The 13,993-nt window shown below is 62.1% G+C and carries 13 protein-coding genes; 7 read left to right on the top strand and 6 right to left on the bottom strand.

The annotated features are described in order from the left end of the window. The first annotated feature begins 69 nt into the window (after positions 1 to 69). The gene (locus ACVWZT_RS08330; RefSeq protein WP_296235091.1) at positions 70 to 1,671 is read left to right on the top strand and encodes an EAL domain-containing protein; all 1,602 of its coding nucleotides are present in this window, start codon (positions 70 to 72) and stop codon (positions 1,669 to 1,671) included. Here the strand turns inward: ACVWZT_RS08330 and ACVWZT_RS08325 are convergent. Both ACVWZT_RS08325 and algB read right to left on the bottom strand, forming a co-directional pair. Beyond that, positions 1,650 to 3,431 carry a KinB sensor domain-containing domain gene (locus ACVWZT_RS08325; RefSeq protein WP_457468900.1) on the bottom strand — a complete coding sequence of 594 codons (1,782 nt, stop codon included), beginning with the start codon at positions 3,429 to 3,431 and terminating at the stop codon, positions 1,650 to 1,652. The genes ACVWZT_RS08330 and ACVWZT_RS08325 overlap by 22 nt on opposite strands. After that, entirely contained in the window at positions 3,428 to 4,774 is a 1,347-nt protein-coding gene (gene algB, locus ACVWZT_RS08320; RefSeq protein WP_296235089.1) for a sigma-54-dependent response regulator transcription factor AlgB, read from the bottom strand. The genes ACVWZT_RS08325 and algB overlap by 4 nt, the downstream gene beginning before the upstream one ends. A gap of 213 nt (positions 4,775 to 4,987) precedes the next feature. On the opposite strand from algB, the gene ACVWZT_RS08315 reads away from it, so the two are divergent. The 6 genes from ACVWZT_RS08315 to ACVWZT_RS08290 all read left to right on the top strand — a co-directional run bounded on the left by ACVWZT_RS08315 (position 4,988) and on the right by ACVWZT_RS08290 (position 10,379). Then, positions 4,988 to 5,809, top strand: coding sequence for a BON domain-containing protein (locus ACVWZT_RS08315; RefSeq protein WP_296235088.1), 822 nt, complete (start codon positions 4,988 to 4,990; stop codon positions 5,807 to 5,809). A 178-nt stretch (positions 5,810 to 5,987) separates the two neighbouring features. Beyond that, complete coding sequence (locus tag ACVWZT_RS08310) at positions 5,988 to 6,278, top strand: hypothetical protein (RefSeq protein WP_457468898.1); 291 nt, start codon at positions 5,988 to 5,990, stop codon at positions 6,276 to 6,278. Between the two features lie 42 nt (positions 6,279 to 6,320). Then, positions 6,321 to 6,482, top strand: a complete 162-nt coding sequence (locus ACVWZT_RS08305) for a DUF1328 domain-containing protein (protein WP_003252966.1) — start codon at positions 6,321 to 6,323, stop codon at positions 6,480 to 6,482. A 2-nt stretch (positions 6,483 to 6,484) separates the two neighbouring features. Beyond that, positions 6,485 to 6,955 carry an inhibitor of vertebrate lysozyme family protein gene (locus ACVWZT_RS08300; protein WP_296235086.1) on the top strand — a complete coding sequence of 157 codons (471 nt, stop codon included), beginning with the start codon at positions 6,485 to 6,487 and terminating at the stop codon, positions 6,953 to 6,955. Positions 6,956 to 7,684: 729 nt separating this feature from the next. After that, entirely contained in the window at positions 7,685 to 9,013 is a 1,329-nt protein-coding gene (gene gltP, locus ACVWZT_RS08295; RefSeq protein WP_296235085.1) for a glutamate/aspartate:proton symporter GltP, read from the top strand. A 136-nt stretch (positions 9,014 to 9,149) separates the two neighbouring features. After that, positions 9,150 to 10,379, top strand: coding sequence for a nucleoside recognition domain-containing protein (locus ACVWZT_RS08290; RefSeq protein WP_296235084.1), 1,230 nt, complete (start codon positions 9,150 to 9,152; stop codon positions 10,377 to 10,379). Between the two features lie 44 nt (positions 10,380 to 10,423). On the opposite strand, the gene ACVWZT_RS08285 is transcribed toward ACVWZT_RS08290, so the two are convergent. From ACVWZT_RS08285 to ACVWZT_RS08270, 4 genes are read right to left on the bottom strand one after another with little or no spacing between them, the layout of a single operon-like run. Beyond that, positions 10,424 to 11,041, bottom strand: a complete 618-nt coding sequence (locus tag ACVWZT_RS08285; protein WP_296235083.1) for an ABC-type transport auxiliary lipoprotein family protein — start codon at positions 11,039 to 11,041, stop codon at positions 10,424 to 10,426. Then, complete coding sequence (locus ACVWZT_RS08280; RefSeq protein WP_296235082.1) at positions 11,038 to 11,976, bottom strand: MlaD family protein; 939 nt, start codon at positions 11,974 to 11,976, stop codon at positions 11,038 to 11,040. The genes ACVWZT_RS08285 and ACVWZT_RS08280 overlap by 4 nt, the downstream gene beginning before the upstream one ends. Positions 11,977 to 11,979: 3 nt before the next feature. After that, positions 11,980 to 12,771, bottom strand: a complete 792-nt coding sequence (locus tag ACVWZT_RS08275; RefSeq protein ID WP_296235081.1) for an ABC transporter ATP-binding protein — start codon at positions 12,769 to 12,771, stop codon at positions 11,980 to 11,982. Beyond that, entirely contained in the window at positions 12,768 to 13,901 is a 1,134-nt protein-coding gene (locus ACVWZT_RS08270; protein ID WP_457468895.1) for an MlaE family lipid ABC transporter permease subunit, read from the bottom strand. Before ACVWZT_RS08270 ends, ACVWZT_RS08275 begins: the two co-directional genes overlap by 4 nt. Between the last annotated feature and the right edge of the window lie 92 nt (positions 13,902 to 13,993).

Raw genomic sequence — 13,993 nt, 5'->3', positions numbered from 1 at the left:
CAGGCGCCAAACGGCAAGGGTGAATCCTGATCCAGTTGCTATACCTTAGTAATCAACTGGATGCCTTCGATGCCAGCCTTCATCGCCTTGCTGCGCCAAATTTTTCACCATCCCTGGATGCTGGCCATAATGGCCGCATTGGCCAGTGCCGCACTGTTGCTGTCCGCCAGCATCGGCATTGCCTTGCAGCAGATGAAGCAAAGCGAGAGCGAACAGATGAATGCCCAGGGCGAGCGCTTTCTCGAGCGTCTCGAACAGGTGTTCGGCCAGTTGCGTGAAGGGGTTGACCTGTTGCAGGCGCAGCCCGTGCGCGGTTGCAGCCCGGCGATGCTCACGGCATTGCAACAAGTCAGTCTGGGGTCGCGCTTCATTTATGAAGCAGCATACGTGGACGGCGACATCGCCTGTTCCAGCCGCGGTGACGAGCGGGCCTTCGAACCCTTGCGCGCGCCCGACATCCAGGGGCCGACCTACAGTTATTGGTTGAACACCACGACCGAGCCGAACGAGAACCTGGCCGCGTTGATGCTGGGGCGAGGCAAGTTCGTGGTGTCCACATCTCGCGGGCACCTCACCGATGTGGTCGACCTGCCCCCGGGTGGCAGCCTGGTGGTGGTCCTGGACAATGGCACCCGGGCCATTCCGGTATTGGGCCCGCCACAGGTGTGGCCACCACCCTCGGCCTGGTCGGCAAGCCACAAGTCCCTACTGGAACTCAGCGACCGGTTGATCTATCGCATGCCGACCAAGTCACCAGATTACCAACTGGTGCTGATCGCCCCACGGGCAAAATTGCCGTTGAAGATGAATGGCATGCTCTGGCTGCTGTTTCCCGGCAGCCTGCTGGCAGCCTGCTGCATCGGCTGGCTGGTGCTGCAACTGATCCTGCAAAAACGGTCAATGAGTTCGGAGCTGCAGAATGCCTTGCGCCGTGGCGAGCTGCAGGTGCTCTACCAGCCGATCTTCGAGCTCGATACCCGGCGCTGCGTGGGAGCCGAGGCGCTGGTGCGCTGGCGCCGCCCGGACGGCACGCTGACCAGCCCGGACCTGTTCATTCCGCTGGCGGAGAACACCGGGCAGATTCGCCAGATCACCGACTTTGTCCTGCAACGCGTGCTGGAGCAGCTAGGGCAACTGCTGCGCTCGCACCCCAACTTGTACATTTCGGTCAACCTGGCGGCCTGCGATGTGATGGTGCCGCGGATTGGCCGGGTGGCGGCACGCCTGTTGGCGTTGCACAAAGTGGCTGCCAGCCAGATCGCTTTCGAGGTGACCGAGCGCGGCCTGATTGATGTAGTAGTGGCGCGCGATAACCTGCAGGCGCTACGGGCGGTGGGGCATCAGGTACTGATCGACGATTTCGGCACCGGTTATTCCAGCCTGGCCTACCTGCAGACCCTGCCGGTGGACTGCCTGAAGATCGACAAGGCGTTCATCGATGCTCTGGGGCATGATGCTGCCAGTAGCGGCGTTGCCCCGCATATCATCCGCATGGCCCATGACCTGCATCTGCGGGTGATTGCCGAAGGTATCGAGTGTGAAGACCAGGCGGTGCTGCTCAGCAGCGAAGGGGTCCATTATGGCCAGGGCTGGCTGTTCGCACGGCCGTTGAATGCCCGGCAGTTCGCCGAGTTGGTGGCACGTGGGCATCAGACCGGCAGCGCCATGTAGAACTGGGTACCCTGCCCCGGCCTGGAAAATACACCCATGCGCCCGCCATGCAGTTGTACGATTTCCTTGCACAATGCCAGCCCCAGCCCCGCGCCGCCTTTCTTGCGGCCTACCTGAACGAAGGGCTCGAAGATGCGTCCTTGCTGGCCATAGGCAATGCCCTCGCCGTTATCCTCGACACTGATGATCACCCGTTCCGCGTGGCGTCGCGCATGCAGGCGGATCCGCCCGCCACTGGCGGTATGGCGGATTGCATTGTGCAGCAGGTTGTCCAGGACCCGGTCAAGCTGGGCGACGTCAGCCTGAATGCGTGGTAGTGGCGGTTCCAGCTCCCTGATCAGCTCGACCTGCTTGTGCGCAGCCTGCTCGGCAAAGCGCAGCTGGGCGCGTTCAAGCAGCTCATCGATGGCGCACGGGGCCAGTTCGAGCTTTTGCAGCCCGCTCTGATAGCGGCTGAAATTGAGCAGGTCATTTATCAACTGGGTCAGGCGCTGCATTTCCTCGCCAATGGTTTCCAGCAAGTCATGCTCGCGGGCCTCTGGCGGGAACTTGAGGCGCTCGCGCAACAGGCCGAACGCCATGTGCATGCCGGTTACCGGGGTACGTAACTCGTGCGAGGCACGCAGTACGAACTCGCTGCGTACGCGCTCGAAGGCCCGCTGCTCGGTGACATCATGCAAAACCATTACCGCGCCAAGGATCGGCCCTTGCGGGTGGCTGACCGGGGTCAGGCTGTAGGTGAGCAGGCGGGTTTCTTCATCGACCTCAATGTTCAGGTCATCTGGCGGACGATCGAGGTTGCCGCCGCGCAGCACCTGGCGTAGCTGTTGTTCAAGTTCCGGGCGCTGCAAGGCCTCTGCCAGGCTGCTTCCGACCCGGCTGTCGGCCCAGCCCAGCTGGCGCTGGGCCACAGGGTTGAGATGCTCCAGGCGGCCTTGGCGGTCAATGATCAACAGGCCATCGTCGATGCTGTCCAGAACGGCCTGCAGGCGCTGCTGGCCGGCCAGCAGCTCATCGATATTGGTAGCCTGATGTTTGCGCAAGGCTTCGGCCATCAGGCCGAAGCTGCGGGTCAGCTGTTTCAGCTCGACGGCCTGGGTAACCGGCAGGGTCACATCGAAATTGCCCTTGCCAAGCTGGTCGGCTGCCTGGGCCAGGGCTTCGATCGGCTGGCCGAAGCGCCGTGCGATGTTATGCGCGGTGACGAAGCCGAGGGCCAGCACGACCAGACCCATCATGCCCATCATGCCGCTGATCAGCAGGGCGTGGTCGCGGGTGCGTTCTTCGCTGCGGGTGATATGTTCCAAGGCCTGTTTGTGGGAGTCGATCAGGTCGCTGCGCACCTGATTGAAGGCTGCACCCAACGGTTGCTCCGCTCCCATGCTGCGGGCAGGCGCGGTGCTTTCTCGGTAGGCCTGGAGGAAGGCCTGGTAATTGCTGCTGGCCTTGCTGAAGCTGGTACGCTCGCCGCCTTGCTCCAGGGCCTGGTTGAGCAGGGTCTGGAAGTCCTCCTGCAGCAACCGCAGGCTCTCTGGGGTAGTGTCCTCGTCAAGAATCAGGGTCAGCTGTTCACCAAGGTTCTGGCGCAGCTTCAGCCCGACTTCCAGGACATGGGTCGTGTCGCGCACCAGCTGCTGTTGCACCGTAGCCATCTGCAGTACGCTGACCAACCCCAGCAGCAGGCCCAGCAGCGCCACGGTAACCAGCGCCGAGATACTGAGGAAAAGCCGCGTGCGCAGCTTCATGGGTGGCCACTTCATAGGTTGTACTGCTTGCGCTTGCGATACAGGGTGGAGGCATCAATCCCGAGGGTCTTGGCTGCCTGGTCCAGGGTATCGCTGGCCGCCAGCACTGCGCCGATGTGGGCGCGCTCCAGCTCATCCAGGCTCAGGGCAGCGCCAACCCGTGGGGTGTTGCCTGCAGGCTGCTCGCCCATGCCCAGGTGGCTGACTTCCACGCGTTCCTGAGGGCAGATGATACTGGCCCGCTCTACCACGTTGCGCAGTTCACGAATGTTGCCAGGCCAGCGATAGTTGAGCAGCGCCGCCCGGGCTTCGTCACTGAATCCTCGGGCGGGTCGGGAGTACTCCTTGACGAAGCGGGCGAGGAAGCGGTCGGCCAGAGTCAGGATGTCTTCACTGCGCTCGCGTAGCGGCGGCAGGTGCAGGGTGATGACGTTCAGGCGGTACAGCAAGTCCTCGCGGAAGCGGCTTTCGCGCACCATCTCTTCAAGATTGAGGTTGGTGGCGGCCAGGATACGCACATCGGCACGGCGGGTGACCGGGTCGCCGACGCGTTCGTATTCCTTGTCCTGAATGAAGCGCAGCAGTTTTGGCTGCAAGGTCAGGGGGAAATCGCCGATCTCGTCAAGGAACAAGGTTCCGCCGTCGGCCTGGTTGACCCGCCCGAGGGTGCTCTCGCTAGCACCGGTGAACGCGCCGCGAGTGTGACCGAACAGCTCGCTCTCCATCAATTCGGCATTCAGCGACGGGCAGTTGATGGTCACGCAGGCTTTGCGTGCCCGCTTGCTCCAGCCATGGATGGCCCGGGCAAGTTCGCCTTTACCGGTACCGGACTCCCCCAGAATGAGGATGTTGGCGTCGGTGGTGGCAACCTGACGGGCGGTTTCCAGCACTGCCATCATGGCCGGGCTGTGCGAGTCGAGGCCGTCCTTGGGCTTGCGTACTTCGCCTTCAAGAGCCTCGAGGCGGGCCGACAGTTGGCGCACTTCCAGCTGCTTGGCGGTAGCCAGGCGCAACTGGTCGGGGCTGCACGGCTTCACCAGATAGTCGGCGGCACCGGCCTGGATCGCGTCCACTGCCGTGTCGATCGCCGAGTGCGCCGTCACGATCACCACTCGCATCCAGGGGGCCTGGATACGCATCTGGGCCAGCACGTCGAGGCCGTTATCTTCGCCCAGGCGCAAATCGAGGAAGCACAGGTCGAATACCTGACGCTGCAGCAGGTTTTCGGCCTGCGCTGCGCTGTTGGCCGTGGCCACGCTATAGCCCTCGTCCTCCAGGCAGTAGCGGAAGGTGCGCAGGATCGCCGACTCGTCATCCACCAGCAGAATGCGGCCTTGATTGTCCTGAGCTGATTCCATGTCCTGCGCTCCTTAGGGTTAGGTCTTCAAATTAGTGTGGGAAAAATCGGGCAAGTTGCATGGTCAATTCTGAAGGAATCGGACCTTTGCATGCTAGCCAATGGCCAATCAATGCCCAGAGGCCCCGCTATACCGATGATTTGCTTAGAGGTAGCGGATGGCACATTGGTTGCGATGATTTTCAGTATTTGCCTACAGAAAGGAGGCACCGCCATGACCTTTTACCTGCGGACCGCCGTATTGGCAGCCGTTTTGCTGCCAGCGTTCACCCCGGTATTTGCCGACCCTGTACAGGACGCGCGTCTCGAAGGCGCGCTGCAAACGGCGCTGTCGCTGAACCGCATGCTCGACCTGTTCCGTATTGACGTCGAGGTGCATGGCAAGCAGGCGCGGCTTTCCGGTGAAGTGGAGAACGACGTCGAACGTCAGCTGGCCGAGCATATCGCCCTGGCCACGGGCGGTATCGAAAAGGTGGACAACCAGCTGCGGGTCAACGCCCAGCTGGTGGAGCGCCCGCTCGAATTGCGTGCCTACGCCCAGCGTCTGGAGGACGCCACACTGGCGGCGGTGATCCGTGCCCGGCTGTTGTGGAGCCGCACCACCGAGAACGCTCCTATAGATGTACAAAGCAGTGAGGGGGTGGTCACCCTGCGGGGCAGGGTCGACAGTGCCGAAGCCAAGGAACTCGCCGGCGTGGTAGCGCGTACCACCGACGGTGTGCACCTGGTCAACAACCTGGTCAGTCTTGATTCCGCGACCATGGCCAAGGCCGCGGAAGCCCCCGTGGGCCTGCCGAGCGGACCGCAACCGAGCGACAGCTGGATCATCGACAAGATCCAGAACAGCTACCGTTTCAGCCGCAACCTTGACGGCCTGAACCTCAAGGTAGCCAGTGAAGAGGGCCTGGTGCGGCTGGCAGGTGAGGTGGTCAGCAGCGAGCAGAAAACCATTGCCGTGGAGATAGCCCGGCAGATCGTGGGTGTGCGTGGTGTGGACGCAGACCTGCTCAAGGTGGCCACCAAGGTAGAAGGCTGAGCGATCGTGCAATTCGCACGACACCAGGGATGGCATCGTGCAGGATACGTGCTGGCCTGGCGGAGGGTTCTCCAGTAACTCATTGAATTAAAAGGAATTAATTTAAATTCTCAAGCTGGCATGCAGGCTGCAATTACCTGTTCAGGTTTGAACAAAAATTACAGCAGGAGGAGCCGGCATGAACCGTCAATCCGTCAACCGCTCGCAGAACGCCGCATTGCCCCTGCCCCAGGTGCTGACACTTGGCATGGCGCTGCTGCTGACATTGGCTGCCGGCCTCTTCTACTACAGCTGGCAGACCTCGCGCCTCGCCGAGCAAGTGGCGGCGCAGACCGCCCTGTTGACCCAGATTCAGGCGACCCATGCCAATACCTTGGTCAAAGCCACCGGCCCAGTGTCTGGCAGCCAGGCCAAGGCTTCACCGGCCACTGTGGAAACTGTCGTGCCGCAGGATCGCTGGGTCTTCTGACTCAGAGAACGGACCGATTTCGAAAAAGAAAGGAGAACCATCATGCTGAGCTGGGCTATCACTTTCCTCATCATCGCCATTGTCGCTGCGGTACTGGGCTTCGGTGGCATCGCAGGCGCTGCCACGGGCATCGCGAAGATTCTATTCATTGTCTTCTTGGTGCTGTTCGTAGCCTCCTTCTTCTTTGGACGTGGACGAGGTTAAAGATGGGCAGGAAGCGTAGGACAGCCCTGGCTGCCGCCCTTTTGCTGGGCGGCAGTGCGGCGGCAATGGCGGCCAATGACGGCCAGTTCCGGGTCGACCAGTTGCTCGGCTCGGACCCTGAGTATCGGGAAACCTGGCAGGACGCAATCAAAGGCGAGGAACGCCTGCCAGATTGGGTGATCAATCTGACCGGCAGTTCCCAGCAGCAGATGTCGGCCGTGACCGAGGATGGCGACAAGTATCTGGTCGGTCCATTGTGCGAACGGCAGGATAACTGCACCTACAAACGCCTGATCGTGGCGTTCAGCTGGGACAAGGACGATGCCTACGGGATGCTCGTCGAAGTGCCCGAAGGCCTGCCCAAGGACAAGTCGCCTACCCGCCACGCGCAGTATCGCTGGCTGGGCAAGCCGGATGACGGCATGAAGGCGATGCTGCAAGAGCAGCTCAAGCGTGACCCGAACTGGTACTGAGAGTGCTGCGGTACGGGTACAAGGTCATGCACTGTCACGTAATGGAAGCCGAACCTTTCTATAGTTCGGCCTTCCAAGATGCGCCGCCCCGAGGAGGGGCAGCACATGACCAGGGGGCCGGGCCGTTCTGATTGTTACAGGATCGGAGTGGCCTAGGGGTACAGGGAGTGCCTCCAGCAATGGGCCGGGTCAGGAAGGCGGAATCGGAAGCATCAGGTCGGCGGTGCCACATGGGTACTTGGCCAGACCTGGCTTCCGAGGAGCCATGCAACCCCTTCCCTGCACGAACAGCCCTTCGAGACACATTTTGTTTCGACCGTACATCATTTTTTTCTCACGTTGTCTGGCCTTCGTTCAGGCGACATTTCCGCCATTCGGATAGTCGAACAGGCCATATCGACCGCACTTTAGACCCTGTCAAATCTGCCTAATTATGGCGGTTTGGTCTTGTTCGGAATTCCGAACGTTATAAATCAAGCACTTGCAAACTCCTCTCAGGGGTCAAAAATCATATGCGTAAACGGCATGGGTCATGCGTTTCCGGCATTAGATTTCCCCCTTTGCCATCGCAATAGTTGCGGCCTTTTTCGCTGGCCGAGCGTTCTTCGTTCGCCTGCGTGTCCTTACATGAACTCGTCGGATGCGCATCCGCTGCCCGTCAACAGGGCAATGGCTTCGTTACAAGTGTTCCGCCGGGTGCCCATGACCACTAGAACAAAGGGTAAAGACATGAAGAAGGCAAAACTCAGCCTCGCCTGGCAGATCGTCATCGGTCTGATTCTGGGTGTTGCAATCGGCGCGCTACTGAATCATTTCAGTGCAGAAAAGGCATGGTGGATCAGCAACGTCCTCCAGCCCGCTGGTGACATCTTCATTCGCCTGATCAAGATGATCGTCGTCCCGATCGTGATTTCGTCGCTGATCGTGGGCATCGCCGGGGTTGGCGACGCGAAAAAACTCGGCAGTATCGGCCTGAAGACCATCATCTACTTCGAAGTGGTAACCACCATCGCGATTCTCGTGGGGCTGGTGCTGGCGAACCTGTTCCACCCTGGTGCCGGCATCGACATGAGCACCCTGGGTACCGTGGACATTTCCAAGTACCAGGCGACCGCCGCCGAAGTACAGCATGAGCACGCTTTCATCGAGACGCTGCTCAACCTGATTCCGTCGAATATCTTTGCAGCGCTGATGCGCGGCGAGATGCTGCCGATCATCTTCTTCTCGGTGATGTTCGGCCTGGGCCTGTCGAGCCTCCAGGCAGAGCTGCGCGATCCGCTGGTGCGCACCTTCCAGGCGGTTTCCGAGACCATGTTCAAGGTCACCCACATGATCATGAACTACGCCCCGATCGGCGTGTTCGCCCTGATCGCGGTGACCGTGGCCAACTTCGGCTTCAGCTCGCTGCTGCCGCTGGCCAAGCTGGTGCTGCTGGTGTACTTCGCCATCGCCTTCTTCGCCTTCATGGTGCTGGGCCTGGTCGCCCGCCTGTTCGGCTTCTCGGTGATCAAGATCATGCGCATCATGAAAGATGAGCTGATCCTCGCCTACTCCACCTCCAGCTCGGAAACCGTGCTGCCGCGCGTGATCGAGAAGATGGAGAAGTACGGTGCGCCGAAGTCGATCTGCTCGTTCGTGGTACCGACCGGCTACTCCTTCAACCTCGACGGTTCGACCCTGTACCAGAGCATCGCGGCCATCTTCATCGCCCAGCTGTACGGTATCGACCTGTCGTGGAGCCAACAGCTGTTGCTGGTCCTGACCCTGATGGTCACCTCCAAAGGTATCGCGGGCGTACCGGGCGTGTCCTTCGTGGTCCTGCTGGCTACCTTGGGCAGCGTGGGCATTCCGCTCGAAGGGCTGGCCTTCATCGCCGGTGTCGACCGCATCATGGACATGGCCCGTACCGCCTTGAACGTTGTGGGCAACGCCCTGGCAGCCCTGGTCATCGCGCGGTGGGAAGGCATGTACGATGCCGCCAAGGGCGAGAAGTACTACGCCTCGCTGATGGCCGACAAACAGGAAGCTGCGGTGGTTGGCGAAGCTGCCAAGCGCTAAGCCTCACTCACGTTTGACCAGAAGCCCCGACTTGTCGGGGCTTTTTGTTTTACGCAGTGGTCACGGCTTCCGGTAGGAGCGGTCGCGAGGGGCCCGATACGCTATCATTCGGGCATTTTTCAGGGGGAATACACGGATGCTCAACGGCCTTTGGCTTGGTTTTTTCCTGGTGGCGGCCGTGTCCGCGCTGGCGCAGTGGCTGGTTGGCGGCAACCCCGGTATCTTCGCGGCCATGGTCGAGAGCATCTTTGCCATGGCCAAGCTGTCGGTCGAAGTCATGGTGCTGTTGTTCGGCACACTGACCCTTTGGCTGGGCTTTCTCAAGATTGCCGAAAAGGCTGGCATCGTCGAATGGCTGGCCCGGATGCTTGGCCCGCTATTCGCGCGGCTGATGCCCGAGGTCCCACCCGGCCACCCGGCCCTGGGCCTGATCACCATGAACTTTGCCGCCAACGGCCTGGGGCTGGATAACGCCGCCACCCCGATCGGCCTCAAGGCCATGCGTGCGCTGCAGGAGCTGAACCCCAGCAGTACCACAGCGAGCAATGCCCAGATCCTGTTCCTGGTACTTAATGCTTCTTCGTTGACCCTGCTGCCGGTGACCATCTTCATGTACCGGGCCCAGCAGGGGGCAGCGGACCCGACCATGGTGTTCCTGCCCATCCTGCTGGCTACCAGCGTCTCGACTCTGGTCGGCCTGCTGTCGGTGGCGGTTATGCAGCGCTTGCGCCTGTGGGACCCGGTGGTGCTCGCCTACCTGATTCCCGGCGCCTTGCTGCTGGGTGGCTTCATGGCGTTCCTTGGCACCCTGTCCGCGGCTGCACTGGCCAGCCTGTCGTCGATCCTGGGCAATCTCACCTTGTTTGGCGTGATCATGGTCTTTCTGGTAATTGGCGCCCTGAGACGGGTACAGGTGTACGAAGCGTTCGTGGACGGCGCCAAGGAAGGGTTCGATGTCGCCAAAGGGCTATTGCCCTACCTGGTGGCGATGTTGGTGGCGGTGGGCGTGCTGCGTGCGTCCGGCGCCCTGGAGATGGCCCTGGACGGCATCCGCCATCTGGTCACCTGGATGGGCCTGGACACCCGTTTCGTCGAGGGTTTGCCCACGGCGCTGGTCAAGCCGTTCTCCGGCAGTGCCGCTCGGGCGATGCTGATCGAGACCATGCAGACCCACGGCGTCGACAGCTTCCCCGCGCTGGTGGCAGCAACCATCCAGGGCAGCACCGAAACCACCTTCTATGTGCTGGCGGTGTACTTCGGTGCCGTGGGTATCCAGCGGGTGCGCCATGCGGTCGGCTGCGCATTGCTGGCGGAATTGAGCGGCGTGATTGCGGCGATTTTCGTCTGCTACTGGTTCTTCGCCTGAGTCATCTGCTCTACGGGCCGCTCCTGCACCACGCGGGACAGCTTTCAGGAAGCGGGAGCGCTACCTGCCTGGGCAATGGTCCAACCCACCACCTGCCCTGTCAGTTGGTCACAAGCCTGGCCAAAGCCTGCGACTACCGCTGACACCTGCCGGTCGACCAACGGTTTGCGGATTTCGAAGCGCTTGCTGGCAAGGATGCGCTGGGTGCGCCCCTGTACCAGCCGCGCGTCATAGCGGACCACCACTTCCACCACCCCATCTGCTCGGTATTCACTCTGGAAGGCCTGCAGCTCGCCAGCCAGTTCAAAGTCGGCCTGCAGGTTGCTGTCGTCAGCGCTCAGCCGCTGTACCCGGCCATCACGCTGAAAACCGTCCAGCAGGCGGTTGCGCAGCAGCACCGGCACCGCATCGCTCCAGCGCGCGCCCTTGTAGCTGCTGACCACATTACCTTGAGGAACCACGGCAATCCGCGGGCCGGCCAGCACCTCGCTGGCCAGCGGCTTGTTCAGGCGCAGTGACCAGTCCAGCGCTGGCGTGATACGGCTGGGTTGGTTGACTGGCAGGCGATAGAGGTCGACGGGTTCGCTCTGCGGCAGAATCGAGCAAGCACTGGCCAGGCTCAGCGCGGCCGCCAGGGCCAGCAGGCGCAGCGACGGTTTCATGGCTGGAACTCCTTGTTGTTGTCGCGGCCTAGCAGGTAACCGCTGGGGTCGGCCTCCAGTTGCCGGGAGATACCCTTGAGTGCGTTGAGCGTTTCGCGCAGTTCGCGAATCGCCGGGTTGAGCTGGTTCAGGCCCTGGGCGCCGTCGCCGATCGCTTCGCGATTGTCTTCCAGCAGGCGGTTGATGGTGGCGGTGCTCTCGGCCAGCGACTGCATGGCCTGCTCGGCACTGCCGATCGCTTGTTTGCCCTCGCTGCCCAGCAGGCCGTTGGCATTGCGCATCAGCGCCTGGGTTTCGGCCAAGGTGGCGCTGGCCTGTTTGCCCACCTGCACCAGTTGCTCGATGGCCTCGGCGATGCTGCCGTGCTCGCCGGCGAAGGCACCGGTAGTCTTGTCGAGGTTGGCCAGGGTGTTGCTCAGGTGGCCGATGTTGTCCTCGGAGAACATCTGGTTGGCGTTGTGCAGCAGCAGGTTGATGTTGGTCACCAGGTCGCTGCTGTCATTGAGCAGGCGCGAGATCGGTGAGGGTGAAGCGATGATCACCGGCAGCTTGCCGTCCTTGCCTTTCAGTTCCGGGCTTTGTGGGGTACCGCCGCTGAGCTGGATGAACGAGTTGCCGGTTACCCCGGCCAGGGTCAGCTTGGCCTGGGTGTCTTCCTTTACTGGGGTGTCGGCACTCAGGCGCACCCGTGCCAGTACCCGGCGCGGGTCTTTCGGGTCCAGACGCAGGGTCGACACATCACCCACCTTGATACCGTTGTACTGCACCGGGCTGCCGCGCGACAGGCCGGAGACAGCTTCGTTGAACACCACCTCGTAGTCTTTGAAGGCATCGTCGACACTGGATTTGGTCAGCCACAGGCCGAACAGCATGGCGCCGGCTACCACCAGAACGGTGACCAGGCCGATGAGGACGTGATGGGCTCGGGTTTCCATTGCTCAGCGCTCCTGCCCGGCACGGATCGCAGCCTGCTCGGCTGCGCGCCCGCGTGGGCCATGAAAGTAATCTTGGATCCAGGTGTCGCTGGCCTGCTCGACCTCGGCCAGCGGGCCGGCGACCAGGACCTTTTTCTGCGACAGTACGGCGATGCGGTCGGTGATGGTGTACAGGGTGTCGAGGTCATGGGTAATGAGGAACACCGACAGGCCCAGCGCATCACGCAGCGTCAGGATCAACTGGTCGAAGGCGGCGGCGCCAATCGGGTCCAGGCCGGCGGTGGGTTCGTCGAGGAACAGGATGTCAGGGTCCAGGGCCAAGGCGCGGGCCAGTGCCGCACGTTTGATCATGCCGCCGGACAGCGAGGCCGGGTACTTGTCGGCGGCCGAGATCGGCAGGCCGGCCAGGGCCAGTTTCACCCCGGCCAGATGCTCGGCATCGGCGCGGGACAGCCCGGCGTGTTCAATCAGTGGCAATGCCACGTTCTCGGTCACCGTCAACGAGGAAAACAGTGCGCCCTTCTGGAACAGCACCCCGAAGCGCCGCTCGATCAGTGAGCGTTGCTCTTCGCGCAGGCCGGCGAGATCCTGGCCGAACACCTTGATCTGGCCCTCATTGGGCCGCCGCAGGCCGATGATACTGCGCAGCAACACAGATTTACCGCTGCCCGAGCCGCCGACCACGGCGAGGATCTCGCCACGGTAGAGGTCCAGATCGAGGTTCTCGTGCACGCTCTGGCGGCCAAAGCGGTTGCAGATGCCACGCGCCTCGATCACGCTCTCCTGGCCACTCACCAGCCCATCTCCATGAAGAACAGGGCGGCCACCGCGTCCAGCACGATGACCACGAATATCGACTGCACCACCGCTGAGGTGGTGTGCGCCCCCACCGATTCGGCGCTGCCGCTGACCTTGAAGCCTTCCAGGCAACCGATGGCGGCTATCAGGAAGGCGAAGAACGGCGCCTTGGCCAGGCCGACCAGGAAATGCTGCACGCCAATGTCGCTTTGCAGCAGCGACAGGAACATGGCTGGCGAAATATCCAGCGACAGCGCACATACCACCGCACCGCCGACGATCCCGCAGATCATCGCCACAAACGTGAGCAAGGGCAGCGATATCAGCAAGGCCAGCACCCGCGGCACTACCAGCAGCTCCATGGGGTTGAGGCCCAGGGTGCGGATGGCGTCGATTTCCTCGTTGGCCTTCATCGAGCCGATCTGTGCGGTAAATGCACTGGCGGTACGGCCGGCCATGAGGATGGCGGTCAGCAGGACGGCGAACTCACGCAGGAACGAGAAGGCCACCAGGTCGACCGTGAAGACGGTTGCGCCGAAATCGGCCAGCACCGTGGCACCGAGGAAGGCCACCACCGCGCCCACCAGGAAGGTCAGCAAGGCGACGATGGGCGCAGCATCCAGGCCAGTCTGTTCGATGTGCGCCACGACCGGGGTCCAGCGCCAGCGATGCGGTTGCAAGGCGCGGCGCAGCAGGGTTTCGAGAATAACGCCGACGAAGCCAAGCAACTGCAGGCTGTCTTGCCACAAGGCACCGACGGCGCAGCCGATGCGTTCCAGCAGCAACAGCAGCACGTTGCGCTCGGGTTCCTTGACCGGAATGCAGTAGTCCTGCACGGAGCAATAGACGTTCCTGAGCAGTGCGCGGCTGGCTTCGGGCAGTTCGTTGGTGCAGAGCGACAGGCGCTCGGCACCGAGCAATTCGGCCAGCAGTGAGGCCCCGGCAGTATCCAGGCGCCCAAGTTGGCTGAGGTCGGCAACGGTGTCGGCGGCATACTGCGTGCGCAGGCGCTCGCTGTCACGCTTGAGGCTGGCGTAATGCGCCAGCGTCCAGTCACCGGCAATGCGCAGGCAGGCCGGCCGGCTACTGGTGTCCAGGGTGGCGCTGGGTTGGGTCATCGGCTCCATGCTCCTGACTCGGCAGTGAGGCTCAGGGGCTGATCATAGCGCAGCGGGCCAGGGCTGTTTGGTGATTATGTGCTGTGTGGGGCACGGGGGCT

This window comes from Pseudomonas sp. TE21394, from assembly GCF_054057835.1.
The sequence above is the reverse complement of the archived record's forward strand: the minus strand, read 5'-3'. Positions and strand labels throughout refer to the sequence as shown.

Excerpts from the sequence above, each read along its gene's own strand:
- ACVWZT_RS08330 (WP_296235091.1), top strand. The coding sequence starts at position 70 with ATGCCAGCCTTCATCGCCTTGCTGCGCCAAATTTTTCACCATCCCTGG.
- ACVWZT_RS08325 (WP_457468900.1), bottom strand. The coding sequence starts at position 3,431 with ATGAAGTGGCCACCCATGAAGCTGCGCACGCGGCTTTTCCTCAGTATC.
- algB (WP_296235089.1), bottom strand. The coding sequence starts at position 4,774 with ATGGAATCAGCTCAGGACAATCAAGGCCGCATTCTGCTGGTGGATGAC.
- ACVWZT_RS08315 (WP_296235088.1), top strand. The coding sequence starts at position 4,988 with ATGACCTTTTACCTGCGGACCGCCGTATTGGCAGCCGTTTTGCTGCCA.
- ACVWZT_RS08310 (WP_457468898.1), top strand. The coding sequence starts at position 5,988 with ATGAACCGTCAATCCGTCAACCGCTCGCAGAACGCCGCATTGCCCCTG.
- ACVWZT_RS08305 (WP_003252966.1), top strand. The coding sequence starts at position 6,321 with ATGCTGAGCTGGGCTATCACTTTCCTCATCATCGCCATTGTCGCTGCG.
- ACVWZT_RS08300 (WP_296235086.1), top strand. The coding sequence starts at position 6,485 with ATGGGCAGGAAGCGTAGGACAGCCCTGGCTGCCGCCCTTTTGCTGGGC.
- gltP (WP_296235085.1), top strand. The coding sequence starts at position 7,685 with ATGAAGAAGGCAAAACTCAGCCTCGCCTGGCAGATCGTCATCGGTCTG.
- ACVWZT_RS08290 (WP_296235084.1), top strand. The coding sequence starts at position 9,150 with ATGCTCAACGGCCTTTGGCTTGGTTTTTTCCTGGTGGCGGCCGTGTCC.
- ACVWZT_RS08285 (WP_296235083.1), bottom strand. The coding sequence starts at position 11,041 with ATGAAACCGTCGCTGCGCCTGCTGGCCCTGGCGGCCGCGCTGAGCCTG.
- ACVWZT_RS08280 (WP_296235082.1), bottom strand. The coding sequence starts at position 11,976 with ATGGAAACCCGAGCCCATCACGTCCTCATCGGCCTGGTCACCGTTCTG.
- ACVWZT_RS08270 (WP_457468895.1), bottom strand. The coding sequence starts at position 13,901 with ATGGAGCCGATGACCCAACCCAGCGCCACCCTGGACACCAGTAGCCGG.